The sequence below is a fragment of the Streptomyces sp. NPDC002911 genome, assembly GCF_053591835.1.
On record NZ_JBSFUO010000001.1, the window covers coordinates 509,435 to 535,243 of the forward strand.

General features: G+C 70.9%; 23 protein-coding genes. 10 read left to right on the top strand and 13 right to left on the bottom strand.

From position 1 onward, the window contains the following. Positions 1–149: 149 nt before the first annotated feature. Positions 150–1,361 (top strand): pyridoxal phosphate-dependent aminotransferase, encoded by a 1,212-nt coding sequence (locus ACWD04_RS02310; RefSeq protein WP_451127170.1) that lies wholly within the window; start codon positions 150–152, stop codon positions 1,359–1,361. 113 nt (positions 1,362–1,474) lie between these two features. Then, positions 1,475–1,873 carry an SCO4983 family protein gene (locus tag ACWD04_RS02315; RefSeq protein ID WP_451127172.1) on the top strand — a complete coding sequence of 133 codons (399 nt, stop codon included), beginning with the start codon at positions 1,475–1,477 and terminating at the stop codon, positions 1,871–1,873. Between the two features lie 143 nt (positions 1,874–2,016). Here ACWD04_RS02315 and ACWD04_RS02320 read toward each other — a convergent pair whose 3' ends face one another. Next, entirely contained in the window at positions 2,017–3,771 is a 1,755-nt protein-coding gene (locus ACWD04_RS02320; RefSeq protein WP_451127174.1) for an Ig-like domain repeat protein, read from the bottom strand. Between the two features lie 229 nt (positions 3,772–4,000). Further along, positions 4,001–5,836 (bottom strand): phosphoenolpyruvate carboxykinase (GTP), encoded by a 1,836-nt coding sequence (locus tag ACWD04_RS02325; RefSeq protein WP_451127176.1) that lies wholly within the window; start codon positions 5,834–5,836, stop codon positions 4,001–4,003. A 207-nt stretch (positions 5,837–6,043) separates the two neighbouring features. On the opposite strand from ACWD04_RS02325, the gene trhA reads away from it, so the two are divergent. Beyond that, positions 6,044–6,727: a PAQR family membrane homeostasis protein TrhA gene (gene trhA / locus ACWD04_RS02330; protein WP_451127178.1), complete on the top strand. Its 684-nt coding sequence runs from the start codon at positions 6,044–6,046 to the stop codon at positions 6,725–6,727. Positions 6,728–6,786: 59 nt separating this feature from the next. Here the strand turns inward: trhA and ACWD04_RS02335 are convergent, their stop codons facing one another. From ACWD04_RS02335 to ACWD04_RS02345, 3 genes are read right to left on the bottom strand one after another with little or no spacing between them, the layout of a single operon-like run. Next, positions 6,787–8,823, bottom strand: a complete 2,037-nt coding sequence (locus ACWD04_RS02335) for a thioredoxin domain-containing protein (RefSeq protein WP_451127180.1) — start codon at positions 8,821–8,823, stop codon at positions 6,787–6,789. A gap of 48 nt (positions 8,824–8,871) precedes the next feature. Next, the gene (locus ACWD04_RS02340) at positions 8,872–9,228 is read right to left on the bottom strand and encodes a hypothetical protein (protein WP_451127182.1); all 357 of its coding nucleotides are present in this window, start codon (positions 9,226–9,228) and stop codon (positions 8,872–8,874) included. Further along, a complete protein-coding gene (locus ACWD04_RS02345) occupies positions 9,225–9,815 on the bottom strand; it encodes a DUF6232 family protein (protein ID WP_451127184.1) in 591 nt (196 codons plus the stop codon). Before ACWD04_RS02345 ends, ACWD04_RS02340 begins: the two co-directional genes overlap by 4 nt. A gap of 222 nt (positions 9,816–10,037) precedes the next feature. Between ACWD04_RS02345 and ACWD04_RS02350 the strand changes: the two genes are divergently transcribed. Further along, positions 10,038–13,256 carry a tetratricopeptide repeat protein gene (locus tag ACWD04_RS02350; RefSeq protein WP_451127186.1) on the top strand — a complete coding sequence of 1,073 codons (3,219 nt, stop codon included), beginning with the start codon at positions 10,038–10,040 and terminating at the stop codon, positions 13,254–13,256. A 45-nt stretch (positions 13,257–13,301) separates the two neighbouring features. Here the strand turns inward: ACWD04_RS02350 and ACWD04_RS02355 are convergent, their stop codons facing one another. Beyond that, positions 13,302–13,574 (bottom strand): hypothetical protein, encoded by a 273-nt coding sequence (locus ACWD04_RS02355; protein ID WP_451127188.1) that lies wholly within the window; start codon positions 13,572–13,574, stop codon positions 13,302–13,304. A 1-nt stretch (position 13,575) separates the two neighbouring features. After that, positions 13,576–14,457: a mycothiol conjugate amidase Mca gene (mca, locus tag ACWD04_RS02360; protein ID WP_451127190.1), complete on the bottom strand. Its 882-nt coding sequence runs from the start codon at positions 14,455–14,457 to the stop codon at positions 13,576–13,578. Positions 14,458–14,554: 97 nt separating this feature from the next. Here mca and ACWD04_RS02365 point away from each other — a divergent pair, with 97 nt between their 5' ends. Together ACWD04_RS02365 and greA are read left to right on the top strand one after the other, a co-directional pair. Continuing rightward, a complete protein-coding gene (locus tag ACWD04_RS02365) occupies positions 14,555–14,959 on the top strand; it encodes a DUF4307 domain-containing protein (protein WP_451127192.1) in 405 nt (134 codons plus the stop codon). Between the two features lie 191 nt (positions 14,960–15,150). Further along, a complete protein-coding gene (gene greA, locus ACWD04_RS02370; protein ID WP_033297886.1) occupies positions 15,151–15,648 on the top strand; it encodes a transcription elongation factor GreA in 498 nt (165 codons plus the stop codon). Between the two features lie 61 nt (positions 15,649–15,709). On the opposite strand, the gene ACWD04_RS02375 is transcribed toward greA, so the two are convergent. The 3 genes from ACWD04_RS02375 to ilvA form a co-directional block, all read right to left on the bottom strand. Beyond that, on the bottom strand, positions 15,710–16,567 hold the full coding sequence (locus ACWD04_RS02375) for an ABC transporter permease (RefSeq protein WP_451127194.1): 858 nt from the start codon (positions 16,565–16,567) through the stop codon (positions 15,710–15,712). Continuing rightward, on the bottom strand, positions 16,564–17,568 hold the full coding sequence (locus ACWD04_RS02380; RefSeq protein WP_451127196.1) for an ATP-binding cassette domain-containing protein: 1,005 nt from the start codon (positions 17,566–17,568) through the stop codon (positions 16,564–16,566). Before ACWD04_RS02380 ends, ACWD04_RS02375 begins: the two co-directional genes overlap by 4 nt. Before the next feature lie 144 nt (positions 17,569–17,712). Beyond that, the gene (ilvA, locus tag ACWD04_RS02385) at positions 17,713–18,942 is read right to left on the bottom strand and encodes a threonine ammonia-lyase (protein ID WP_451127198.1); all 1,230 of its coding nucleotides are present in this window, start codon (positions 18,940–18,942) and stop codon (positions 17,713–17,715) included. 159 nt (positions 18,943–19,101) lie between these two features. Here ilvA and ACWD04_RS02390 point away from each other — a divergent pair, with 159 nt between their 5' ends. Both ACWD04_RS02390 and ACWD04_RS02395 read left to right on the top strand, forming a co-directional pair. Continuing rightward, positions 19,102–19,632, top strand: a complete 531-nt coding sequence (locus ACWD04_RS02390) for a MarR family winged helix-turn-helix transcriptional regulator (protein WP_451127200.1) — start codon at positions 19,102–19,104, stop codon at positions 19,630–19,632. An 80-nt stretch (positions 19,633–19,712) separates the two neighbouring features. Beyond that, complete coding sequence (locus tag ACWD04_RS02395; RefSeq protein WP_031092876.1) at positions 19,713–19,904, top strand: DUF1059 domain-containing protein; 192 nt, start codon at positions 19,713–19,715, stop codon at positions 19,902–19,904. Positions 19,905–20,061: 157 nt separating this feature from the next. Here ACWD04_RS02395 and ACWD04_RS02400 read toward each other — a convergent pair whose 3' ends face one another. Beyond that, the gene (locus ACWD04_RS02400; RefSeq protein WP_451127203.1) at positions 20,062–21,207 is read right to left on the bottom strand and encodes a cystathionine gamma-synthase; all 1,146 of its coding nucleotides are present in this window, start codon (positions 21,205–21,207) and stop codon (positions 20,062–20,064) included. 78 nt (positions 21,208–21,285) lie between these two features. Between ACWD04_RS02400 and ACWD04_RS02405 the strand changes: the two genes are divergently transcribed. After that, on the top strand, positions 21,286–22,389 hold the full coding sequence (locus ACWD04_RS02405; protein ID WP_451127205.1) for a hypothetical protein: 1,104 nt from the start codon (positions 21,286–21,288) through the stop codon (positions 22,387–22,389). A 208-nt stretch (positions 22,390–22,597) separates the two neighbouring features. Then, positions 22,598–23,308: a peptide-methionine (S)-S-oxide reductase MsrA gene (msrA, locus tag ACWD04_RS02410; protein WP_451127207.1), complete on the top strand. Its 711-nt coding sequence runs from the start codon at positions 22,598–22,600 to the stop codon at positions 23,306–23,308. A 90-nt stretch (positions 23,309–23,398) separates the two neighbouring features. Here msrA and ACWD04_RS02415 read toward each other — a convergent pair whose 3' ends face one another. Continuing rightward, positions 23,399–23,773 carry a helix-turn-helix domain-containing protein gene (locus tag ACWD04_RS02415; RefSeq protein WP_451127209.1) on the bottom strand — a complete coding sequence of 125 codons (375 nt, stop codon included), beginning with the start codon at positions 23,771–23,773 and terminating at the stop codon, positions 23,399–23,401. Between the two features lie 531 nt (positions 23,774–24,304). Further along, positions 24,305–25,684, bottom strand: coding sequence for an NADP-specific glutamate dehydrogenase (gene gdhA, locus ACWD04_RS02420; protein ID WP_451127211.1), 1,380 nt, complete (start codon positions 25,682–25,684; stop codon positions 24,305–24,307). Positions 25,685–25,809: the final 125 nt, after the last annotated feature.

A 25,809-nucleotide genomic window follows, 5' to 3' on the forward strand; every position in this document is an offset into this window, starting at 1 on the left:
GCGGCGCGGCCCTGACCGGCCGTTCCCACGGTGCGCGGCCGGGGCGGCATGCCGATGGAAGACCCGGCGTGCCGTCGCACGCCCCCGGAGGGAGCAACCGGGCCGGGAACCGTGAGCACCGCGCGGAACACGGTCGTAAGCTCGCACGCATGCAGGTCATCCAGTCCACGAAGCTCTCCGGCGTCTGTTACGAAATCCGTGGCCCCGTGCTCGAGGAAGCGATGCGGCTCGAAGCCGCAGGTCATCGCATCCTCAAGCTCAACACGGGCAACCCTGCGGCGTTCGGATTCGAGTGCCCGCCGGAAATCCTCGAGGACATCCTGCGCAACCTCTCGGGCGCGCACGGCTACGGCGACGCGAAGGGCCTGCTGTCCGCGCGCCGTGCCGTGATGCAGCACTACCAGACCAAGGGGATCGACCTCGACGTCGAGGACGTCTATCTGGGCAACGGCGTCTCCGAGCTGATCCAGATGTCGATGCAGGCGCTGCTCGACGACGGCGACGAGGTGCTCGTGCCGGCTCCGGACTATCCGCTGTGGACGGCCTCGGTCTCACTGGCCGGGGGTACGGCGGTGCACTACCGGTGCGACGAGCAGGCCGACTGGATGCCCGACCTCGCCGACATCGAGCGGAAGATCACCGACCGCACCAAGGCGCTCGTGATCATCAACCCGAACAATCCGACGGGCGCGGTCTACGACGACGAGATGCTGCGCGGGCTGACGGAGATCGCCCGGCGCCACAACCTGGTCGTCTGCTCCGACGAGATCTACGACCGGATCCTCTACGACGGCGCGACGCACACCCCCACCGCCGCCGTCGCCCCGGATCTGATGGTGCTCACCTTCAACGGGCTCTCCAAGAACTACCGGATCGCGGGATACCGCTCCGGCTGGATGGCGGTCTGCGGCCCGAAGGCGCACGCCTCCTCGTACATCGAGGGCCTGACCATCCTGGCCAATATGCGCCTGTGCGCCAACATGCCCGCGCAGCACGCGGTGGCCACCGCGCTCGGCGGGCGGCAGTCGATCAACGAGCTGGTGCTGCCGGGCGGGCGGATCCTGGAGCAGCGGGACGTGGCGTACGACCTGCTGACGCAGATCCCTGGGGTGACCTGCGTGAAGCCGAAGGGGGCGCTGTATCTCTTCCCGCGGCTGGATCCCAAGGTCTTCAAGATCAAGGACGACCGGCAGATGGTTCTCGACCTGCTGCGGGCCGAGAAGATCATGGTGGTGCACGGCACCGGCTTCAACTGGCCGGAGCCCGATCATTTCCGGGTGGTGACGCTGCCGCCGGCCAAGGATCTGACCGACGCGGTGACGCGCATCGGCAATTTCCTGGACGGTTACAGCCAGCCCTGAGCGCCTGCGGACGGCCCTGAGCCGTTCTGCGCGGCCGAGCTCTCTCGGATCCCACATAACTTTAGACTGCATCCAAGATAGGATGGTCCTACTGTGACATCAGGAGGCCACCCATGTACGAGCCGATCCGTACCCAGTCGGTCCACACATCGGCCGACAACGCCGATTTCCCGCACCGCAGCCGCGAGGAGGAGCTGGACATCCAGCTCGCCGGGCACCTCGCCGCCCTGCTCGCCGTCACCGACGAGCTGGGGCTGACCGCAGAAGGTGACCGCATCGCCGGGCAGATCGCCCGGCTCCGCTCCGCACCGCCCGCCCGGCACGCCGGACGGAGCGAGGCGTCCCCGGCCGCTCTGCACCGCCGCGCCCACGCCCTCGCGGGCCGGGCTCTCGTGGTGGCCGCGTCCCGCGCCGACACCGCCGTGGCGATCCTCGCGGCGGAGGCCATGGACGCGCACACCGCGGCCCTGTCGCACACCACCGCGCAGACCGCTCTGGTCGGCGCCCCCTGACGGCCCCGGCCCACGGGTCGCGAAGACGCGTGGACCGGGTGCCCCGCGCGTGCCGGGTGCGGACCGCACCCGGCACGCGCGTCTTCCGCCCGCGCGCGCCCGGAGGGTGGCGCGGGCCTGCCACGGCACCAGCGGCTGGGCGGTTACAGGGCGGCGCGGACGCGCACCGTGGCCGACGCGGTCGAGGCGCTGTGCAGGTCGTCTCCCGCGTAGGCGGCCGTGTAGACGACTTCGCCCCGGACGGATGCCAGGTCGTTGATCCTGAAGGTGCCGTCGGCCGCGACCGCCGCCGACGTGAGGGTGTAGGTGCCCTTCTTGTCGGCCCTCTGCACGGACAGGGTGATGCCCGGGGGCAGGGCCCGGCCCTGGCCGGTCAGGGTGCCGGTGATCTCCAGGCTCTGGTTCTTCGTCGTCTCCGCCGGAGCCGTGAGCGTGATGGCCGTGGGCGCCTTCGCCACCGTGACCTGGAGGGTGACGTCCTCGGCGGGACGGTGGGTCACGTCCCCCAGGAAGGACAGGGTGTACGTGGCCTCGCCGACCAGCGAGGGGACGTCGAGGACCGTGAACGTGCCGTCCGTGCCGGCCTCCACGGCCGCGAGCTTGCGGTCGCCGTCGGCGTCATGACGCACGGCCGACACCTTGACCGGCTCGGCGGGTGCGGGGCCGTCGAGTTCGAGCCGGCCCCGGATGCCGAGCGGTTCGCCGACGACCGGCGTGCCCGGGGTGGTGGACAAAGTGCCCGTGAAGCGGGAGTCGTGCTGGGCGGCCGGGGGCTGGATCACATGCAGCCAGTAGCCGGTGCCGGAGGCGTTGGTGGTGACGGCGAAGAGCCGGGAGCCGTCCTCGGACCACCCGAGGCCGCGCGGGGCGACCCGGGCGCCGTCGAGTTCACCTTCGAAGGCGAACTCCAGCGCGGTGGTGCCCTGTTCCGGATCCGCCTTCTGGATCAGGAGGTCGGCCGTGGACCCGGTGGCGGTGGCGCCTCGCGCGACGTACTCGCCGTCCGCGCTGAACGCGACGGCTGACGCCTTCGCGCCGTCCGGCAGCGGCTGGTACTGCGTCTGGGCGTCGGACAGGTCGGCGGTGTCCAGCAGCCGGGTGCCGTGCGCGGCGTCGGCGACGGCCAGCCGGCCGGCGTCGGCGGACAGCGCCAGGTCTCTCAGGTCGAGCGCGCCCGCACCCGTGCTGTCGGCGAAGCGTCGCTGCGGCCCCCGCACGAGCGTGTCGCCGCTGCTGTCGAAGACGGTCAGATAGGGGTTGGTGCCGCCCGGACTCAGCGTCTGCCCCACGGCGAGCAGGTCCGGGGCCTGGGGCGAGGTCGCGAAGTGGAGCCTGCCCGCGCCTTCCCAGCCGGTGTAGGAGGGGCTGCCGTTCGCACTCCCGTACAGATAGTTCTGGCGCTCGTCGCACAGGGTGGCGTAGCCGGTGTCGGTGTGCCACACCTTGCCGCCCGCGTAGGCGACCTGGCGGCCGCACTGGCCGGCCCAGTTGGTCGCGGTGTGGGTGGTCTTCTCGAACGTCCCGGTGTCGTACGCGACGACCCGGTACATCTCGGAGACGTACAGCTTCGAACCGTCGTGCGCGAGAGCCATGCCGCCCACGGACCCGGTCGTGCTGGGCAGCTCATCGACCTTCTGGCCCCGGAAGTTGTAGACCTGGACCGACGACTTCACCGTCGTGGACCGTGCGTCGTCGCTGATGTAGACCCGTTCGTGCGCGGAGTCCACGACCATGGACGAGAACGACGAGATGGGCAGCTTGGCCACATCGTCGTCCGCCGCGTGGGCCGCGGGCGCCGCGAGCACGGTGAGGCCGGCGCCCCCGAGCGTGAGCGCGAGGAGTGTCGCTATGCCGCGCTTGCTCTGTCCCGGCCTGCTCGAGTTGTTGAACCTGCTCAACTGATTCCCCCCACAGGGTCGACGGCGCCCCGGTCTCTCTGGACGCCCTGTGGGGATCATGCAACAGATGTGAAGGTTACGTGCGCAAGTTGTTGGCGATGTATGGCCATTCCCCCCGAAAGGGGACGGCACCCGGCCTTGGGAAGCTCCGGGTGCCGTCGCGGCGGGCCGTCGACCCCACGGGTCAGGGCGGATGTCGAGAGACCCTGCCGCGGGGACGGGGAGCGGGTCAGCCCAGTCGCTGGACCAGCGCGCGGTACTCCTCCCACAGTTCCTTCGGGGCGTGGTCACCGAAGGTGTCGAGGTGCTCGGGGATCAGCGAGGCCTCCTCGCGCCAGATCTCCTTGTCGACGTCGAGCAGGAAGTCGAGGTCGGACTCGGAGAGGTCCAGCCCCTCGGTGTCCAGGGAGCCCTTGGCCGGCAGGATGCCGATCGGCGTCTCGACACCCTCGGCCTTGCCCTCCAGCCGCTCGACGATCCACTTGAGGACGCGGCTGTTCTCACCGAAGCCGGGCCACACGAACTTGCCCGCGTCGTTCTTGCGGAACCAGTTCACGTAGTAGATCTTCGGCAGCTTGGACGCGTCGGGCTTGTCGTTCCCGACCGTGACCCAGTGCTGCATGTAGTCGCCCATGTTGTAACCGCAGAACGGCAGCATGGCGAACGGGTCGCGGCGCAGCTCTCCGACCTTGCCCTCGGCGGCGGCGGTCTTCTCGGAGGCGACGTTGGCCCCGAGGAAGACGCCGTGCTGCCAGGTGAAGGACTCGGTGACCAGCGGGACGGCGGAGGCGCGGCGGCCACCGAAGAGGATGGCCGAGATCGGCACGCCCTTCGGGTCCTCCCACTCGGGCGCGATGGTCGGGCACTGGCCGGCCGGGACGGTGAAGCGCGCGTTGGGGTGGGCGGCGGGCGTGCCGGACTCGGGGGTCCAGTCGTTGCCCTTCCAGTCCGTGAGGTGCGCCGGGAGCTCCTCGGTCATGCCCTCCCACCACACGTCGCCGTCGTCGGTGAGCGCGACGTTGGTGAAGACGGAGTTGCCCCACATCGTCTTCATGGCGTTGGCGTTGGTGTGCTCGCCGGTGCCGGGCGCGACCCCGAAGAAGCCGGCCTCGGGGTTGATCGCGTACAGCTGGCCGTCCTCGCCGAACCGCATCCAGGCGATGTCGTCGCCGATGGTCTCGACGGTCCAGCCGGGGATCGTGGGCTCCAGCATGGCGAGGTTGGTCTTGCCGCAGGCGCTGGGGAAGGCCGCCGCAATGTACGTGGGGGCCTCAGCCTCACCGCGCGGCGGGGTCAGCTTGAGGATCAGCATGTGCTCGGCGAGCCAGCCCTCGTCCCGGGCCATGACGGACGCGATGCGCAGCGCGTAGCACTTCTTGCCGAGCAGGGCGTTGCCGCCGTAGCCGGAGCCGTAGGACCAGATCTCGCGGTCCTCGGGGAAGTGCGAGATGTACTTGGTGGAGTTGCACGGCCACGGAACGTCTTCCTGGCCCTCCTCCAGGGGCGCACCGAGGGTGTGGACGGCCTTGACGAAGAAGCCGTCGGCGCCGAGCTCGTCCAGGACCTCCTGCCCCATACGCGTCATCGTGCGCATCGAGACGGCGACGTACGCGGAATCGGTGATCTCGACGCCGATCGCGGAGAGCGGCGAGCCGATGGGGCCCATGCAGAACGGGACGACGTACATCGTGCGACCGCGCATGGAGCCGCGGAAGACCCCCTTCTCCCCGGCGAAGATCTCCCGCATCTCGGCGGGCGCCTTCCAGTGGTTGGTCGGGCCCGCGTCCTCCTCCTTCTCGGAGCAGATGAAGGTGCGGTCCTCGACGCGGGCGACATCGCTCGGGTCGGACGCCGCGTAGTACGAGTTCGGGCGCTTGACCGGGTCGAGCTTCGTGAAGGTGCCCTTGGCGACGAGCTCCCCGCACAGGCGCTCGTACTCGGCTTCCGAGCCGTCGCACCAGACCACGCGGTCCGGCTGGGTGAGGGCGGCGATCTCGTCCACCCAGGAGACGAGCTCCTGGTGCCGAGTGGGGACAGTGAGGGGAGCCGCGATGTCTCGCGCCACGATCGCTCCTTGGAGAGAGGGTGTGTTGTCAGGCCCCGTGGGGGCTGCGACCCGGATGCTGACCCCTTCGAATTCCCATGGCGCTCATCCGGTGCCGACCGCACTCGTTTGATCATCCGGCCATCGCGCCCATATGTCCAGTGGGCCGCACATGTGAGCATCGCCACTCGGATCGGTTACCTACGGAGGCGTAGGTAGCATGCGGATATGACTTCTGCCGCTTCCGCGTCCGGGCCCGTCGAGCTCACCGACCCCGTCCCGGTCAAACCACGGATGCGTGGCTGGCTGCACGCCGGAATGTTCCCCGCGGTGGTCATCGCCGGCATCACCCTGATCGCCCTGGCCGACAGCACGCGCGCGCGCGTCGCCTGCGCCGTATACATCCTCAGCGCCTGCCTGCTGTTCGGTGTGAGCGCGGTCTACCACCGCGGTACGTGGGGCCCGCGCGGCGAGGCGGTGCTCCGCAGGCTGGACCACGCGAACATCTTCCTGATCATCGCGGGTACCTACACGCCGCTGGCTCTCCTGCTGCTGCCCGCCTCCACCAGCCGCCCGCTCCTGTGGGCGATCTGGGGTGCCGCGGCGGCCGGCATCGCCTTCCGTGTCTTCTGGGTCGGCGCCCCGCGCTGGCTCTACACCCCCTGCTACATCGCCATGGGCTGGGCGGCGGTGTTCTTCCTGCCGGACTTCATGCGCACCGGCGGCATCGCGGTACTCGTCCTCGTCGTCGTCGGCGGGCTGCTCTACAGCGTGGGAGGCGTCATCTACGGCCTGAAGCGCCCGAACCCGTCACCGCGCTGGTTCGGCTTCCATGAGGTGTTCCACTCGCTGACGCTGGCGGCGTTCGTCGCGCACTACGTCGGGATATTCCTGGTCGCCCAGCAGCAGTGAGACGCTTTGTTGGATGAAACGACGGGCCCGGCCACCACGGCCGGGCCCGTTTCCGTGCGTCAGCCGCCCAGCAGCGCCGCCAGCTCCCCCGCGTCCGTCGTCGGCGCGTCGCACACGAAGTGCCGGCAGACGTACGCGGCCGGCTCGCCGCCCACCGGCGGCCGGTCCACCAGCAGCGGGAACTCGGTGCCCGCCTCCAGCCCCTCGCCCGCCGCGACGACCGCGCCGGGCGCCCGCCCCAGCAGCGCCGTCCGGTGCAGCTCCCCGGCGACCGGCCCGGCCACCGCGACCTCACGCGGACCGTCCAGCAGCGCTTCGGTGACCGCCAGCCCCCAGCCGATGAACCGGGGTGCCTTGGGGCCGAGCGCCCCGACGATCCCCAGGGCGCCCTCAGCCGCGGTACGGTGCGCCTCGGAGCCGGTGTGCGCGGCGTAGGAGAGCAGTGCGCCCGCAGCGGCGGTCCAGCCGGCCGGGGTGGCGCTGTCGGTGGGGTCCTGGGGGCGGCGGATCAGCTGCTCGGCGTCGTCGGCCGTGTCGTACAGCTGCCCGCCCTCGCCGGTGAAGCGCTCCAGCACGATGTCCAGCAGGAAGCCCGCGAATTCCAGCCAGGCGCCCTCGCCGGTGACCGAGGCGAGCGCCAGGAACCCCTCGGCGACATCACCGTAGTCCTCAAGGACGCCCGCGTTGTCCCCGGCACGGCCGTCCTTCGAGGTGCGGCAGAGCCGTGCGACGTCGCCCATGTGCACCCGCACCAGCAGGTCGGCGGCCTCGGTCGCCCGCTCGACGAGGTCCGGGCGGTCGAAGTACGCCCCGGTCTCGGCGAGCGCGGCGATCGCCAGTCCGTTCCAGGCGGCCACGATCTTGTCGTCGCGCTCGGGGCGCGTCCGCAGCTCCCGGGCCGCGAGCAGCCGGGCGCGTACGTCCGCGACCCGTGCCGCGTCGGCGGCCCCCGCCTCTCCGGACTCCCCGGTCCGCACCAGCCGCAGCACGGAGGAGCCCTCCTCGAAGGTGCCCTCCTCGGTCACCCCGAAGTACTCGGCGGCGAAGGCGGCGTCCTCCTCGCCCAGCACCTCGCGCAGCTGCGCGGGCGTCCACGCGTAGAACGCGCCCTCGACGTGCCGCCCCTGCGCGTCCTCGCTGTCGGCGTCCAGGGCGGAGGCGAAGCCGCCCTCGGCGGTCCGCAGCTCGCGCACCATGAAGTCGGCCGTCTCCAGGGCCACCCGGCGGGCCAGGTCCGAGCCGGTGGCCCGCCACAGATGGGCGTACACACGGCACAGCAGCGCGTTGTCGTAGAGCATCTTCTCGAAGTGCGGGACGATCCACTCCCGGTCCACCGAGTAGCGGGCGAAACCGCCGCCGAGCTGGTCGTAGATCCCTCCGCGCGCCATGGCCGCACAGCTGTCGGCGGCCATCTGCAGGGCGCCCTCCGCACCCGTACGGGCGTGATGGCGCAGCAGGAACTCGATGACCATGGACGGCGGGAACTTGGGCGCGCCGCCGAAACCGCCGTGCTTCTCGTCGTAGTCCCGGGTCAGTCGCAGCAGGGCCTGCGCCAGCTCCGACTCTCCCGGCATGCCCCCCTCCCCGGCGGCCAGGGAGCGGCTCGCGAGGTCGCGGACGATGCGCCCGGCGACCTCCGCGACCTCCTCGCGCCGATCGGTCCACGCGGCCACGACCCCTTCGAGGACCTGCGGGAAGGACGGCATGCCGTGGCGGGGCTCGGGCGGGAAGTACGTGCCGAAGTAGAAGGGCTCGGCATCGGCGGTGAGGAAGACGGTCATCGGCCAGCCGCCCTGGCCGGTCGCGGCCTGCACGGCCTCCATGTACACGGCGTCGACGTCGGGCCGCTCCTCACGGTCGACCTTCACCGGCACGAAGTGTGCGTTGAGATAGCCGGCGACGGTCGCGTCCTCGAAGGATTCGTGTGCCATCACATGGCACCAGTGGCAGCTGGCGTACCCGACGCTGAGCAGCACCGGGACGCCGCGCCTGCGGGCCTCCTCGAACGCCTCGGGCGACCACGGCCACCAGTCGACGGGATTGTCGGCGTGCTGGAGGAGGTACGGGGAAGTGGTCTGCGCGAGTCGGTTGGCCATACCCCAATCCTTGCGCACACCTCTTCCTCGCCGCCCCATCGCCTCGCCTCAGCCGCCCAGCAGCGTGCGGACCTGCTGGACCACTTCCATCACGGGGCGGCCCACCTCACCGACGGCCGCGGCCGCGGCGGTCAGGGCCGCCAGGGCGCGGTACCGCTGCTCCGGCGTGTCCCCTCCGGAGACGGCCACCTGCAGGTCGGCGTCGAGCGCCTGGGCCTCGGCAGGCCCGACCTGGTCGCGCAGGGCCTCGACGAGCCGTCTCAGCTCCTGAAGAGCCGTCGGCAGGTCGTGCGTCTGGTGCTTGACGATGCCACTGACATTCGTCCCACCGTAGATCTTGACCTCGTCGCCGTAGTGCGTGCGGTCGCCGTAGTGGTTGTCCCCGTAGTGGTTTCCCGCGCTCACTTGCTCACCCCTGTGTTCCCGAGACCGCCGTACATGTTGACCTGGTCGCCGAAGTGGTAGTTCTTCGGATTCACGAGCACCCGCTCCACCTGCACCTGGAACTCGGCGTCCGGATTCTCGATGGCGTTGACCAGGTAGTGCACCAGCTGGCGCAACTGCTCCGGATTGGGCAGCGTCACCAACGCGGTGGAGACACCGGATGTCTCCACCGCCAGCACGTGGTGGGACGGCGAGATGCATTCCTTCACCATCAGCGTGAAGAGAACGATCACCACCGTCGCCGCGAGCAGCAGCGGCCCGGTGCCGGATCCCTCGTCGACACGATCGTCGTACGACGACTGTCCACCAGCCGCCCCGAGCGCGATACAGGCCGCCACGGTGATCCCGGACCACTTCAGGAACGAGAGAACGGCCTCCGCCCGTCTGGGTTTGAGCTCGAAGGTGTGCACCCTGGTGATGTTGTGCAGCGGGTAGGCGGCCGCACCCACCCACAGCAGCTTCTTGCCGACCTTGAGTACGACACTCGCCCCCGCCGGCGGCTCCTGCGGCATCGGCCGTAGCGCCCCGGTTGTTCCCGTCTGTTCCATGAGCCCCCCGTATGCCGTCCGCCGCACGACGCGCGTATCCACCATTAGTGGCTTCCGCGTCGTGCAACGAGAGGAGGAATACGGCCAATGTCCGGCCCCAGGCCGGAAACGAACCCGTTCGACGCCGCGGCCTCGCTCTCTCGCGCTGACGGGCCGCACGCAGGACACTGGAGGCTTCTGACAGCCGGTCGGGGTCGAAGTCGCTGAAACCTAGGGGGACGCATGCGGGACAGCCATCGGGCGGAAGCCGAACGGCTGTTGGTACGTGCCGTGGAGGAAGAGGCACGGCGCTCGGGAGGCCGGACCGACTCCGGCACACTGTTGGCGCGTGCGCGGGCCGCGCTCGACACCATGGCGGCGGGAGCGGCCGCCGAATACGCCGCCTACACACAGGCGTTGGACGCCGCCGGGACCGGCCAGCAGCCGCTGTCGGCGCGGTTCAGCAGAGCGACGCTCGGAACACCACTGCTGGTGACCGGAGTTGCTGCCGCAGCGGCCTTCGGCGCGGATCTGGCGCTCGGCACCGCGACCGGTCTCGCCCTGGGCGCGGGCGCGGCCGTCGCCGTCGCGGGGACCACCGCGACCGTGGCCCGGGTGACCGCCTCGCACTGGCCTGCCGCACATCGCAGGGCGGGCGAACGCAACCAGCCGGGCGGGCCCGAACAGCTGCGGCTGGAGTGGCTGACAGCCCTGGAGGTACGGGGCATCCGCCCGTTCCTCGACCAGCAGCGGATGCTGGCGGCTTCCGCCCGGCCGCCGAAGAAGGCGGGCGCGTCCGTGGTGGCGCAGCTGCGTGGCGGTGACCGCAGCGCGGCCGCGCGCACCCGGTCGGTTCTCGAGCAGTCCTTCGGCCATCTGCCCGCCGGGGACGGCCCGTTCGCGGGCCGCCGCGCCGAACTGGCGCAGATCGCCCAGTGGGTACATGCCGCCCACGCCGCGACCGAGACCAGGCCGACCGTCGTCGTCCTGCACGGCACTCCGGGCTCCGGGCGCACCGCGCTCGCCGTACGGGCCGCGCACGCGCTCAAGGACCAGTTCCGTGGGGCGTGCGTGGTCGATCTGCGGGGCGATGTCTCCGACGAGACCCCGCTGCCGACCCGGGACGCCCTGCTGCACCTGCTGAACCGGCTGGGCGCACCGCGTGAACAACTGCTCTTCCGGGAGCGGTCCTCCGCCGAACAGCAGGTACGGCGTCTGAGCGAGCTCTACCACCAGCATCTGACGGGCACGCCCGTCACGATCGTCCTGGACGACGCCACCGACGCCGCCCAGGTCCGCACCCTCCTGCCCGAGCGCTCCGACAGCCTGGTCCTCGTCACCTCCCGCGAGCCCCTCGAACTGCCCGCCGACATCCCCGCGCGGGTGCACCACCTGCCCGTCGGCGGTCTGGACGCGGCGGGCGCCGAGGAGTTGCTGCGCGAGTCGGCGCAGGACGAGGAGACCGGTCCGCACGACTACCCGTCGACCGACTCCGTCGTCGAGCTGTGCGGCGGACTGCCGCTCGCCCTGCGCGTCGTGGGCTCCGCCCTCGGCTCCCGAACCCGGGCGGATCTCGCGGAAGCCCTCCGGGCGTACGGTCCGGTCGCGCCCGTCGAGCGGGCCCTGTGGCTGCGCTACACCGACCAGTCCGAACCGGCCCGACGGCTGCTGCGGCGCCTCGCCCTGGCCGGCCGCGCCAGTCTCGGTGCCGCCGCGGCGGCGTCGCTGCTGTCATCCGACGAGCAGGAGGCCGCCCGTCTGCTGGAGTCCCTGACCCGGGCCGGGCTTCTGGTCCATGTACGGGGCGCACGGTACCGGCTGCACGACCTCGTACGGGACTTCGCCCTGGCGCGGCTGCTCGACGAGGAACCGGCGGCCGACCGTACGGCCGCGCAGGAACGCCTCATCCAGAACTACGCGGAGCTCGCCGACGCGGTGATCCGCATGGTGGACGGCAAGATGTCCACCCGCGCCGGGCAGTTCGGCTCGCACGGCTTCAGCTCACTGGACGCCGCCCTGCGCTGGCTGGACGACGAGTCGAGCTTCATCACCTCGGCGCTGCGGCACACGGAGGGCGTCGACCAGGGGGCGGTGCTCCATCTGCTGGGCGCCCTGTGCGACTACTGCCTGCTGCGCGGCGACCTCTACCGGCTCGGTGAGATCAGCGAGCTGACGCAGGCCGTCGACCAGGGGCTCCTGGAGCGGTCGGTCCAGTGGCGCACGGGCATCGCGGCCCGGCAGCTCGGGGAGCTCGACAAGGCCCGCACCACGCTGTCGTCGGTCGTCGGCCTCTACCGCGAGGCGCAGAACGACGCGGGCGCCGCCCTCGCGCTCTGCTCGCTCGGCATCACCCTGCACCACCAGGGCAATCTGACGGAGGCCTCGGCGCGGCTGCGCGAGGCGCTCGCCCTGCAGGCCTCGCCGGAGCAGGCGGAGGACCGGGCCTGGTCCCTGCACGCCCTGGCCGCCGTCGAACGCGACCGGGCCAATCCGGCCGAAGCCCTGACCCTGCTGGACACCGCGCTGGCCCTGCACCGCGAGGGCGAGTCGCTGCACGGCGAGGCCTGGTCCCACTTCCAGCTCGGCCAGGTCTGCCTGCGCCTCGGCGAGGTCGCCAGGGCCGAGGAGGAGCTGTCCACCGCACTGGAGCTTTACGGCCGCACCCGGGACGAGCGCGGGGAAGCCTGGGCCCTGACCCAGCTGGCCCGCGCCCGGCTGCTGGACGGCGATCCCGCCCCGGCGGTGGAGGATCTGCGTGGCGCCCTCGCCAGGCACCGGGCCAACGAGGACGCCCGGGGCGAGGCGTGGACCCGGTACTACCTGGGGCAGGCGCTGGAGGAGGACGGCGACACCGACCAGGCGGTACGGGAGCTGGAGCGGGCCCGCACGATGTTCTCCCGGATGCGGGACGTGTACGGGCTGGCCTGCGCCCGCCACCACTCGGGGCGCGTCACGCGCGACCAGCGGGCCGCGCAGACGGGCAACCTGCGCAACTCCGGTTTCGCCCGGCAGCTCCTGGCGGACGCCCGGGCCGACTTCCGGCGGATCGGGGTGGCGCACGGCGAGGCCTGGACCTGCCTGGAGCTGGCCTTGGTCGACGGGGGGAACAATCGCGCGGCGCAGGCCCTGGAGCTCTGCGGCGAGGCGATCACGCTGTTCGCCTCGTACGGCGATGTCCGGGGCGGCGACTGGGCGGCGTTCCTGCGGTGCACGCTGCTGCCGTACGCCTCACCGGGCGGCAGCGAGGTGGGCACGGCGGTGGCCCAGCAGGAGCTCGCGGACCTGCTGGAGGCCGCCCACCCGCTGCGGGACGCCAAGCTCGAGGACTGCGCGGAGGCCTTCCGGGTCGTCCTGAACCGCGGCGTGGACCTGGACGACGGCTGGCAGGCCTGGCGCCTGGGCCTGACGCCGTCCCGGCACGCCCGCGAGGTGATGGGGGTGCCGGTGGGCGTACGGCCCTGAGCGGGCCCGTGGCGGGGCGGGCCGGCCGGCCCGGCCCCGTCGGTGTCAGCCCTTGCCCGGGGCGGTCGCCGTCGCCTCCGTGCCGGAGGCGGCGGCCTCCGCCTTCCCGTCGGTGCCCGCGGGCACCGCGGCCGGGTCGGGGGCCTCCTCGAAGTCGACCTTGCCCATGTGGCGGTTCATCGACTTCATCAGGAGCCACACCCCGACGGCGAGCGCCGCGAAGACGAGGAAGCCGAGAACGCCGGGGGTCACCTTGTTCTCGTCGAGCTCCTTGGCGGCGAGCGGAACGAACTGCGTCAGTGCCTGGGTCGCGTACATATCAGGCATTGTCGCGGATGCCCGCGAAGAGGTCGCTCTCGGGGAGGGACGTAGCGACCAGAGACTTGGCCAGCTCGTACTCCTCGGTCGGCCAGACCTCCCGCTGGACGTCCATCGGCACGCGGAACCAGCCGCCGTCCGGGTCGATCTGCGTGGCGTGCGCGATCAGCGCCTTGTCACGGATCTCGAAGAAGTCGTCACACGGAATGTGCGTGGTCAGCGTGCGCTCGGCGCGCTCGAACTCCTTCCAGCGCTCCAGCCACTCGCCGTAGGGGGACTCCAGCCCCCGGGCGAGGAGAGCCTCGTGCAGGGCGACCGTGCGCGGCTTGTTGAAGCCCTGGTTGTAGTAGAGCTTCTGCGGCTGCCAGACCGGGCCGAACTCCGCCTCGGGGAACCTCTCGGTGTCCGCGGCGCCCTCGAACGCGATCATCGAGATCGTGTGCGTCTTGATGTGGTCGGGGTGGGGGTACCCGCCGTTCTCGTCGTACGTGGTGATCACCTGCGGCCGGAACGCACGGATCTTCGCGACGAGACGCCCCGCCGCCGTCTCGTCGCCCTCCAGTGCGAAGCAGCCCTCGGGCAGCGGGGGCAGCGGGTCACCCTCGGGCAGACCCGAGTCGACGAAGCCGAGCCATTCCTGCTTGACGCCCAGGATCTCCCGGGCCTCGTCCATCTCCTTCTTGCGCACCTCGTGGATGTTCGCCTCGATGTACGCGTCCCCCTGGAGCTTCGGATTGAGGATGGATCCCCGCTCGCCCCCTGTGCAGGTGACGACCAGGACGTCCACCCCCTCGGACACGTACTTGGCCATGGTGGCCGCGCCCTTGCTCGACTCGTCGTCGGGGTGGGCGTGAACGGCCATCAGTCGCAGCTGCTCGGTCAAGACTCGGTCCTCAGTGATTGGTCGCAGTGGTCGGCTTCTATAGTGACTGAACCGGGGGGTGGAAAATTCCTCGATCCCCGGTACGGGAGGAACGATCATGGCAGCGGTTCGCGAGGCCTTGCCCGAAGGGCGCTACGGCCAGTCGCAGGATCAGCGGGCGGACCGCAAGCTGCGGATCACCGGCTCGGTGCTGGGTGTGGCCTTCCTCGCCATGATCGGCTGGTTCGGTTACGACTACGTGGCCGGCCAGGACGTCAGCGCCGAACTCATCAAGTCCAAGATCGTCTCGGACAGCCGCGCCGAGGCCCACCTCGAGGTCCGCAAGGACCGGGACACCGACGGGCGCTGCACGCTCCGAGCTCTGAGCGAGGACGGCGGAGAGGTCGGGCGGGCGGACTTCTCCTTCGACGAGCGCTCCGAGCGGATCGACGAGGTCGTCTCCCTGCGCACCACCTCCAGGGCGACGGCGGTGGAGCTCAAGGGGTGCACCGCGGGGAGCTGACCGCACCGGAGGGCGCGCGCCGCCCCTGATGCTCACGCTCCGGGTCTGACCTGCGCGAACACGCGTGTGACGTTTTACCTTCTCCCCCTTTTCGCGCGAAATTGTTAGGCTCGTTCTTTCGCCCACCCGTGGCAGCGCATGCTTGGGGTAGGGCGTTGCTTTGTATTCCCAGCACCGACGAGGAGCACCCTGTGACCCAGACCAGCGATAACGTCACCTGGCTCACGCCGGAGGCGTACAACCAGCTGAAGGCGGAGCTGGAGTACCTGTCTGGTCCCGCGCGCACGGAGATCTCCGTCAAGATCGCGGCGGCCCGCGAGGAGGGTGACCTCCGCGAGAACGGCGGGTACCACGCGGCCAAGGAGGAGCAGGGCAAGATGGAGCTCCGGGTCCGCCAGCTGACCCAGCTCCTGGAGCACGCGAAGGTCGGCGAAGCCCCAGCCGACGACGGCGTGGTCGAGCCCGGCATGGTCGTGACGATCGCCTTCGACGGCGACCCGGACGACACCGTCACCTTCCTGCTCGCCTCCCGTGAGTACGCGAGCACCGACATCGAGACCTACTCCCCCCAGTCCCCGCTCGGCACGGGCGTGAACGGCAAGCGGGTGGGCGACGACGCGGAGTACGAGCTGCCGAACGGCAAGAAGGCCACGGTGAAGATCGTCTCGGCGAAGCCGTACCAGGGCTGACCCCCGCAGCACGCGGAGAGCCCCGGCCGCGTGGGCGGCCGGGGCTCTGTCGTCGCACGGGTCAGGCGGTGGCCGAGCGGTACCTGCGGACCGCGAGCGTCCGGAAGACCACGATGATCAGGGCCGACCAGATCACCGAGGCGAGGATCGGGTGCTGCATCGGCCAGGCGTCCGACGTGACGAAGCCGGGCGGAACGTTGCCGAACAGCTCGCGGCAGGCCGCCACGGTGGCGCTGAAGGGGTTCCATTCCGCGATGTGGCGGAGGACGGTCGGCATCTGGTTGGCGTCCACGAAGGCGTTCGAGATGAACGTCAGGGGGAAGAGCCAGATCAGTCCCCCGGACGTGGCCGCCTCCGGGGTGCGCACGACGAGGCCGATCAGCGCACCGATCCAGGAGAACGCGTAGCCGAGCAGGAGCAGCAGCAGGAAGCCCAGCAGCACCCTGCCGATGTTCTCGTGGGTCCGCCAGCCGATGATCAGGGCGACACCGGCGAGCACGACGAGCGTGAGCGCGGTCTGCACGAGGTCGGCGAGGGTACGTCCGGTGAGGACGGCTCCCCGGGCCATCGGCAGTGACCTGAAGCGGTCGATCAGCCCCTTGTGCATGTCGTCCGCGATGCCCGCTCCGGCACCGGCGGTGGCGAAGGTGACGGTCTGGGCGAAGATCCCGGCCATCAGGAATTCTTTGTACGCCGTGGACGACAGGGAGCTGCCCACCTTGATGGAACCGCCGAACACGTAGGTGAACAGCACCACGAACATGATGGGCTGCACCAGGCCGAAGATCACCATCTCGGGGATCCTGGCCATCCGGATCAGATTGCGCCGGGCGACGACCAGCGAGTCGGCCACCGAGCGGCTGATCGCTCCGCGGGGTCTTAGCGGTGCCCGGTTCGGCGCGTCCGTGACGGCACTCACTTCCCGTCCTCCTTCCGGCCCTGTGCGGCCTCGGTCGATGCGTTCTCGCCGTTCTTCTCCAGCTCGGCGGCATGGCCGGTGAGCGAGATGAAGACGTCGTCGAGGGTGGGGCGGCGCAGACCGATGTCGTCGATCTCCACGCCGTGGGTGTCGAGGTCGCGGATGACCTCGGCGAGCAGCTTGGCCCCGCCGGTGACCGGGACGGTCAGCTTGCGGGTGTGTTCGGCGACGGAGATCTCCCCCTTGCCGTACGTGGCGAGCACCGATCGGGCCGGCCCGATCTGGTCGGGCTGGTGCACGACGACCTCCACGCGCTCGCCGCCGGTGCGGGCCTTGAGCTGGTCGGAGGTCCCGCGGGCGATGACCTTGCCGTGGTCGATGACGCAGATGTCGTGGGCGAGGTGGTCGGCCTCCTCCAGGTACTGCGTGGTCAGCAGCAGCGTCGTGCCGCCCGCCACGAGCTCCTCGATGACCTCCCACAGCTGTTGCCGGTTGCGTGGGTCGAGCCCGGTGGTGGGCTCGTCCATGAACATCACCGGCGGTGAGACGACGAGCGCCGCCGCCAGGTCGAGGCGGCGGCGCATGCCTCCGGAGTACGTCTTCGCGGTACGGTCGGCCGCGTCGGCGAGGTGGAACTTCTCCAGCAGCTCCCCGGCCCGCTTCTTCGCGTCACGCGCGCTCATCTGGTAGAGCTGCCCGACCATCTGGAGGTTCTCGCGGCCCGTGAGGTATTCGTCGACGGCCGCGAACTGGCCGGAGAGGCCGATCGATCGGCGTACCTCGTCGGGGTTCTTCAGTACGTCGATGCCTGCCACGACGGCCCGCCCGCTGTCGGGCCGGAGCAGGGTGGTCAGGACACGCACGGCTGTCGTCTTTCCTGCGCCGTTGGGCCCCAGCAGGCCGAGGACGGTGCCTTCGGGTACGTCGAGATCGACGCCGTCCAGTGCTCGTACATCGCCGAAGGTCTTCACCAGACCTTCGGCGTAGATGGCGCCTGGCATACGGGACTCCCCCAGTTGCTCTCGCGTGCTTTCCTGCGGATCGTAGAGTTTTCGACCCTCTGAGGCCGGGAACACCGGGATGTTCGGCGATGCAAGGTGACGCGACACATCGCGACCGACAACTACCGGGCGCGATCCCGGCGCTCAGACCCTCACCAGGTAGCCGGCCTCCCGCAGTGCCCCGGCGACCTCCTCGCAGTGCTCCGGTCCCTTGGTCTCCAGGTGGAGCTCCACCTCGGCCTCGGTGAGTCCGAGCCGTGGGTCGGTCCGCACGTGGCTGATGTCGAGCACGTTGGCGTCGGCGACGGTCAGCGTGGCGAGCAGCGCGGCCAGCGCTCCCGGCCGGTCGGTGAGCCGCAGCCGCAGACTCAGGTAGCGGCCCGCCGCGACCATGCCGTGCGTCAGGACGCGCTGCATCAGCAGGGGGTCCACATTGCCGCCCGACAGCACGGCGACGACTGGCCCGCGGAACGCCTTCGGATCGCTCAGCAGCGCCGCGACCGGGCTCGCCCCGGCCGGCTCGACGACCATCTTGGCCCGCTCCAGGCACAGCAGCAGCGCGCTGGAGAGCTCGTCCTCGGAGACCGTACGGACCTCGTCCACCAGCTCCTGGACCAGCGGGAACGTGAGATCGCCGGGCCGGCCCACCTTGATCCCGTCGGCCATGGTCTGCACGGAGTCGAGCGCCACCGGATGCCCGGCGGACAGCGAGGGCGGATAGGCGGCCGCGCCCGCCGCCTGCACGCCGACGATCCTGACGTCGGGGCGCAGCGCCTTCACCGCGACCGCGATCCCCGCGACGAGACCGCCGCCGCCGATGCCGACGACGATCGTGCGGACCTCCGGACACTGTTCGAGGATCTCCAGGCCCACGGTGCCCTGGCCCGCGATGATGTCCGGGTGGTCGAAGGGGTGGATGAAGACGGCGCCGCTCTTCTCGGCGTACTCCTGCGCGGCGGCGAGCGTCTCGTCCACCACATGCCCGTGCAGCCGGACCTCGGCCCCGTACTCCCGGGTCGCGGCGACCTTCGGCAGAGGCGCGCCGACGGGCATGAAGACCGTGGAACGTACGCCGAGCAGCGAAGAGGCGAGTGCGACACCCTGCGCGTGGTTTCCGGCACTCGCGGCCACTACTCCGGCCGCACGTTCGACGGGGCTCAGGCCGGCGATCCGCACGTACGCGCCACGCAGTTTGAACGACCCGGTGCGCTGGAGGTTCTCGCACTTGAAGTGGACCGGGGCGCCGACCAGGGCGCTCAGATGGCGGCTGCCCTCCATTCCTGTCGTTCTGGCCACCCCGGACAGCATCTTCTGCGCTCCTCGGACGTCGTCGAGGATCAGCGGAGGAAAGGGGCCTGACGTACGGAAGGTCATGACAGCAAGTCTTGCAGCTCGGCGCGGTCGGGGGCCTTCGCATCTCATGGCGGCCTGCGGTGGTGTCCACAGGTTTGTGCAGTGCTCGTACGCGCTGCCCCGTGGCCGCGTACTCTGTCCCCCACCCCATCCGACACCGCACGAAGAGAGCCCCCGGCCATGCCCCCTCAGGACATGACGACTGCTGCGTCTCCTTCCGGGGGCGCGGCCCCCGGACATCCGGGAACGGACCCCTTGCTCGACTCTCTCCAGCACCAGGTGGCCGTCTTCGCCCGCCGTGCCGAGCAGACCCGTCTCGGCGGGGTCGGCCAGGTCCGCAACTCGATGGACCGGGCGGCCTATCTGCTGCTCAACCGGCTCGACGTGGAGGGCCCCATGGGGGTCAAGGCGCTGGCCGCGGGTATGGGGATCGATTCCTCGACCGTGACCCGGCAGGTCGCGCCGCTCGTCGACACCGGCCTCGTCAAGCGCACCTCGCACCCGGAGGACGGGCGCGCGGTCGTGCTGCAGCTGTCACCGCGCGGCCAGGCACGCCTGGATGAGGTCCGCGCCTCGCGGCGTGAGCTGATGGCCCAGGTGACCGGCGAGTGGACCGCGGAGGAGCGCGACACGTTCTGCGACCTGCTGACCCGGTTCAACGCCTCGCTGGCGGCCCGGCAGACGGCGAACCAGCCGGCGCAGGAGAGCTGACAGGACTTTCCCGGCGTGTTCGTCCGGCCGGTCGGATCTACCCTGGAAGGGCCTGCACTCGCGAGTCGAGGAGGCCCGTCATGACACGGAAGATCGCCGACTGTCGTAGGTATCCGAGCGTCTCGAACTGCTCGCTCACCATTTCGGGTGAGGAGGACGAAGTCGTCCGGGCCGCCGCCGAGCACGCTGTCTCGGTCCACGAGCACACGGACAGCCCGGAGATGCGGGAGCAGATCCGTGCCTCGCTGGAGGACGAGAAGGTCGCTGCCTGACCCTTGGTGCGCACCGTCCGGCACCTTTGGTGCGCACCGCCCGGCACCCTTGGTGCGCACCGTCCGGCACCCTTGGTGCGCACCGCCCGGCACCCTTGGTGCGCACCGCCCGGCGGCCGGGATCGTCCCCGGCCGCCGGACGGTTCCGGCCTCGCTGTCAGCCGAGGGCCTGCGTCAGGTCGGCCAGCAGGTCGTCGGCGTTCTCGATGCCGACGGACAGCCGGACCAGGTCGGCCGGCACCTCCAGCGGAGAACCCGCCGCGGAGGCGTGCGTCATACGGCCCGGGTGCTCCAGGAGCGACTCGACGCCGCCGAGCGACTCCCCGAGCGTGAACAGCTTCGCCCGGTTGCAGACCTCGACCGCCGCCTCCTCACCGCCCGTGACCCGGAACGAGACCATCCCGCCGAAAGCCTTCATCTGCTTGGCGGCGATCTCGTGGCCCGGGTGGTCCGGCAGACCCGGGTAGAGGACCTTCGTCACCTTGGGGTGCCGGGTCAGCAGGTCGGCGACCTTCGTGGCGTTCTCGTCGTGGCGGTCCATGCGGACCGCGAGGGTCTTGATGCCACGCAGCACCAGCCACGCGTCGAACGGCCCGGCCACCGCGCCCATCGCGTTCTGGTGGTACGCCAGTTCCTCGGCCAGCTCCGGGTCGCTGACGACGAGTGCGCCGCCGACGACGTCCGAGTGGCCGCCCATGTACTTCGTGGTGGAGTGCACCACCACGTCGGCGCCGAGCGAGAGCGGCTGCTGCAGGTAGGGGCTGGCGAAGGTGTTGTCGACGACGAGCCGCACGCCGGCCTGCCGGGCCACTCCGGCGACGGCCGCGATGTCGGTGATGCCGAGCAGCGGGTTGGACGGTGTCTCCACCCAGATCGCCTTGGTGCGCGGGGTGAGCGCCGCCCGCACCGCGCTCACGTCCGAGGTGTCGGCGACGGAGAACTCCACGCCCCAGCGCGAGGCCACCTTCGCGAACAGCCGGAACGTACCGCCGTAGGCGTCGTTCGGGATGACCACGTGGTCCCCGGGCGTCAGCAGCGCACGCAGGAGGCAGTCCTCGGCGGCGAGGCCCGACGCGAAGGCGAGCCCGCGGCGGCCGCCCTCCAGTGCCGCCAGGTTCTCCTCCAGCGCGGTGCGGGTGGGGTTGGCGCTGCGGCTGTACTCGTAACCGCCGCGCAGTCCGCCGACACCGTCCTGCTTGTACGTGGACACCTGGTAGATCGGCGGGACCACGGCGCCGGTGAGTGGATCCGCCGTGTTGCCGGCGTGGATCGCAAGGGTCTCGAAGCTGTGCTGGTCGCTCATGGAGCCGAGCGTAGTTCGTCGGAACGGAAGTTACGGGCCACTCGCCGCCCGGATATCCGTCCGGGGACAATGGACCGCATGGAGATTCTGTGGTTCCTGCTCGCCCTGTGCATGCTCGTCGCCCTCGTCGGCCCGATCATGCTGCGGCGCCGTGGCGGTATCCGCCAGGTCGCGCCCGGCTCGCCCGATGCCGCCGACCCGGACACCTACGGCTTCGCGCGCCAGGAGGAGCTGGACGTCCGGATGCCCGGACCCGACCAGGACCTCCTGGACGTCCTCGATGTCGTCCAGGGCACCCAGAGCTGGCGGGCCGCGTCCCAGCTGCTCGCGGGTACACCGAAGGAGAGCGAGGTCCGCTGGCAGCGGGTACAGGCGTTCGCCGGTGCGGCGTCCCTGGAGCTGGCCCAGCGGCCCGGCGCGGGCGGGGCGTGGCTGAGGGAGTGGCGGGCCGAGGCCCCGAAGGACGCGGGCGGGGCGGCGGTGCACGCGGAGTTCCTGGTGCAGCAGGCGTGGCGCACCGGCACCGTGGGCACCGACGACTTCCGCATCATCCTGGAGGAGGCCCGCACGGTCTGCGGCGAGGCGGCCCTGCTGGCTCCGGGCGACCCCGTCCCGTACATCGTGGAGCTGGCCGTCGCCCGTGGACTGGGCTACTCCCACGAGCAGTTCGACCAGATCTGGGCGAAGATCATCGATCGTGCCCCCGCACACATGGGCGCGCACATCGCGGCCCTGCACTTCTGGTGCGAGAAGTGGCACGGCTCCCGCGAGGAGGCCGAGCGCTTCGCGACGACGGCCGCCGCCCGCGCCCCGCAGGGATCGCTGCTCGCCGCGCTGCCGCTGTTCGCGGTGTACGAGCATCTCCCTGACGTCAATCTCGTGCAGGGCTTCTACCGGGGCGTCGTCGTGACGAAGGCGGTCGAGGGTGCGATGTTCGCGGTGCACGCGGCACGCGCGGACGACCCGATGCTCGCCCATGTCCGGCACCTGCTGATCCTCTTCCTCGTCCGTATGCAGCGCTGGTCGGAGGCGATGCAGCAGCTCGTCCACATCGACGGCCATGTGGGCGCACTGCCCTGGACCCAGAACCCGGACCCGGCCGCCGAGTACACGGTGTACCGGGCGCTGGCCGTCGCCGGGTACGAGGCGAACGGCGGCAGCCCCGCGACGCTGCTCCACTGATCCTGCTGGCCCTTGGCGTCCGGTTCCGGCTGCGGGCCCGTAAGAAGACCGTCGCGTACACGCTCTCCTGCGAGCATCGCGATCCGCCGGCCCCCGCGGCCTGAGAGCGCCCGCGTCCTGAGACACCGCCACGGCCTGAGACCCCGGAATCCACGGCGCCCTCGCGGCGTTGTACGGAGCGAACCCCGACCCCCGGAGGAGCCCCCGCATGTTCCTGACCCACCGCACCCCGCAGCTCCCCACCCCGGAGGAGGCCCTGCGCGGTCGCCCCACCCCCGCATTCACGGTGCCGTCCCGCCATACGGTCCTCGGCAACCCGCTGGCCGGCCCGTACCCGCAGGGACTGGAGGTCGCCGACTTCGCGCTGGGCTGTTTCTGGGGCGCCGAGCGCAAGTTCTGGCAGACGGAGGGCGTCTGGACGACGCTCGTCGGCTACCAGGGCGGCTACACCGAGAACCCGTCGTACGAGGAGACCTGCTCGGGCCTGACCGGCCACACGGAGGCGGTCCGCGTCGTCTTCGACCCGAAGGTCGTGAGCTACGCCGACCTGCTGAAGCTCTTCTGGGAGTCCCACAACCCGACTCAGGGCTTCCGCCAGGGCAACGACGTGGGTACGCAGTACCGCTCGGCGCTCTACCCCCGCTCCCCGGAGCAGGCGGAGGCCGCGGAGGCGTCCCGCGTGGCGTACCAGCAGGTGCTGACGGGTGCCGGCTTCGGCACGATCACCACGGAGATCCTCCCGGCGGAGGGCCGCGCCTTCTGGCCCGCCGAGGGATATCACCAGCAGTACCTCGACAAGAACCCCGACGGCTACTGCGGCATCGGTGGCACGGGGGCGACCCTGGAGTCCCCCTCGGAGACCAACTGGGGCCGCGCCTGCCCGACGGGGATCGCGCCGGCGCCGACCGCAGGCGACTGACACCACCCGGCCGCCTCCTGGCTCCCGTCTCCTCGGCGGGAGCCGGGATCCGTGGTGGTGGCCGCTCTGCCCGTGGCCGATCGCGGAGGGTCAGGCGGCCAGCCGCACCTCATTTGTCGAGGCCCGCCGGGCCGGGGACATACGGGAGGTCGTGCTGCGGCGCGTGAGCTCTCCGTGAACCAGGGACAGCACATCGGCCAGGCCGAGTCCGAGCGAGCGGGCCGCCGCCGCGAGCACCTCGGACGACGCCTCCTTGCGGCCTCGCTCGACCTCGGAGAGATACGGCAGGGAGATCCGCGCGGTCTCCGCCACGTCCTTGAGCGTCCGCTCCTGCGCGAGCCGCTCGCGGCGCAGGACATCCCCGACGACGTCCCGCCAGAGGGGCTCTCCGGCCGCGGGGGCCGGTGTCGCGGATACGGGGCGCAGGGGGATGACGCGGGCTCGGTCGGTCGCGTGGCTGCTCATCGCCCCAGTCTAGGAGCGGTGCGCCCGGCGCAGGAGGGGAAAGCCTTCCGCGCCGGACGGATCTGCTGTCGGCAGAACGGGGACTGCCGCGGGGTGCCACGTCAGCTGCCGATGTTGCTTTGCGGCCCGGCGTACTGCTTGAGCAGGGCGGGGACGCCCGCGGCCGGGCCCAGGGTGTAGCCGTAGTGGTCGGACGGCTTGAAGGTCGTCCCGCGGGTCCGCTGCTTGCCGGCGCAGGAGACACGGAGGCTGCCGGTCCGGGTCAGGGACGCGGCGTGCCGACGTAGTACGGCTCGGCCACACTCCGGCAGGGACGTCGAGTCGGGACGGCCTGGTGGGGCTTCCCGGCCCCGAAAGGCGTGGCGGCATCGGTGGCGCTGGGGACGGGGGCGCCCGCGCCGCTGTCGCACTGTGGTGCCTGTTCGCCGCTCCCCGCGCCCGTTTCCCGCTGCCTCTCGCGGGGGTGCCGGCCGTGAAGACGGTAGTCCGCCGGTCCGGGGCTCGCCGCCCCGGACCGTGCGCGAGGCAGGGTCAGATCAGCCCCTGCGCCAGCATCGCGTCCGCGACGATCTCGAAACCGGCGATGTTCGCGCCCACCACGTAGTTGCCCGGGCTGCCGTACTTCTCGGCCGTGGTGTGGCAGGAGTCGTGGATGTGGCGCATGATCTGCGCCAGGCGCTCCTCCGTGTGGGCGAAGGTCCAGGAGTCGCGGGAGGCGTTCTGCTGCATCTCCAGGGCGCTGGTGGCCACGCCGCCCGCGTTGGCCGCCTTGCCGGGGGCGAAGGCGACGCCCGCCTCCTGGAAGATGTTGACGGCCTCGGGGGTGGTGGGCATGTTGGCGCCCTCCGCGACCGCCTTCACCCCGTTGCGTACGAGGGCGAGCGCGTCGGCCTCGTGGAGTTCGTTCTGGGTGGCGCAGGGCAGGGCCACGTCCACGGGGACGCTCCAGACGCCCGTCCCTTCGACGTACCGCACGTGGTCGCCGCGCCGTTCGGCGTACTCGGAGATCCGGCCTCGGCCCGTCTCCTTGATCTCCTTGAGCAGGTCGAGGTCGATGCCCTTCTCGTCCACGACGTAGCCGCCCGAGTCGGAGCAGGTCACGACGGTCGCGCCGAGCTGCTGGGCCTTCTCGATGGCGTAGATGGCCACGTTGCCGGAGCCGGAGACCGAGATGCGCTGGCCGTCGAGGGTCTCGCCGCGCACGCGAAGCATTTCGGCGGTGAACAGGACGCAGCCGTAGCCGGTCGCCTCGGTGCGCGCCTGGGCGCCTCCCCAGCCGAGGCCCTTCCCGGTGAGCACACCGGACTCGTAGCGGTTGGTGATCCGCTTGTACTGGCCGAAGAGGTAACCGATCTCCCGGCCGCCGACACCGATGTCACCGGCGGGGACATCGGTGTACTCCCCCAGGTGGCGGTGGAGTTCGGTCATGAACGACTGGCAGAAGCGCATGACTTCGGCGTCGGACCGCCCCTTGGGGTCGAAGTCAGCGCCGCCCTTGCCGCCGCCGATCGGCATGCCGGTGAGGGCGTTCTTGAAGATCTGCTCGAAGCCGAGGAACTTCACGATGCCGAGGTTGACGGAGGGGTGGAAGCGAAGTCCGCCCTTGTACGGGCCGAGCGAGCTGGAGAATTCGACGCGGAAGCCGCGGTTGACGTGGATGTCGCCGGCGTCATCCGACCACGGCACCCGGAAGATGAGCTGGCGCTCGGGCTCGCAGATGCGCTCGATGATGCGGGCGTCGACGAGCTCCGGGCGCTGCGCCAGTACGGGGCCCAGCGTTTCGAGGACCTCGCGCACCGCCTGGTGGAACTCGCCCTCGCCCTGGTTGCGCCGCAGGATCTCCGCGTAGAGCGGCTCGATGACACGGTTCTCGGCGGTGCGCGGGGAGAGGGAGTCGGAACTGGTCGGCATCTGATCAAGACCTTCCGTGGGTGGGCTCATGCGCGTCGGCGCCCCTGTCCCCCGGAGGCGCCACCGGCCCGTGGGGACCGTTGCACCCGGCAAGTCTCGCAGCGCGCTCCGGCCCTGCCAGGGCG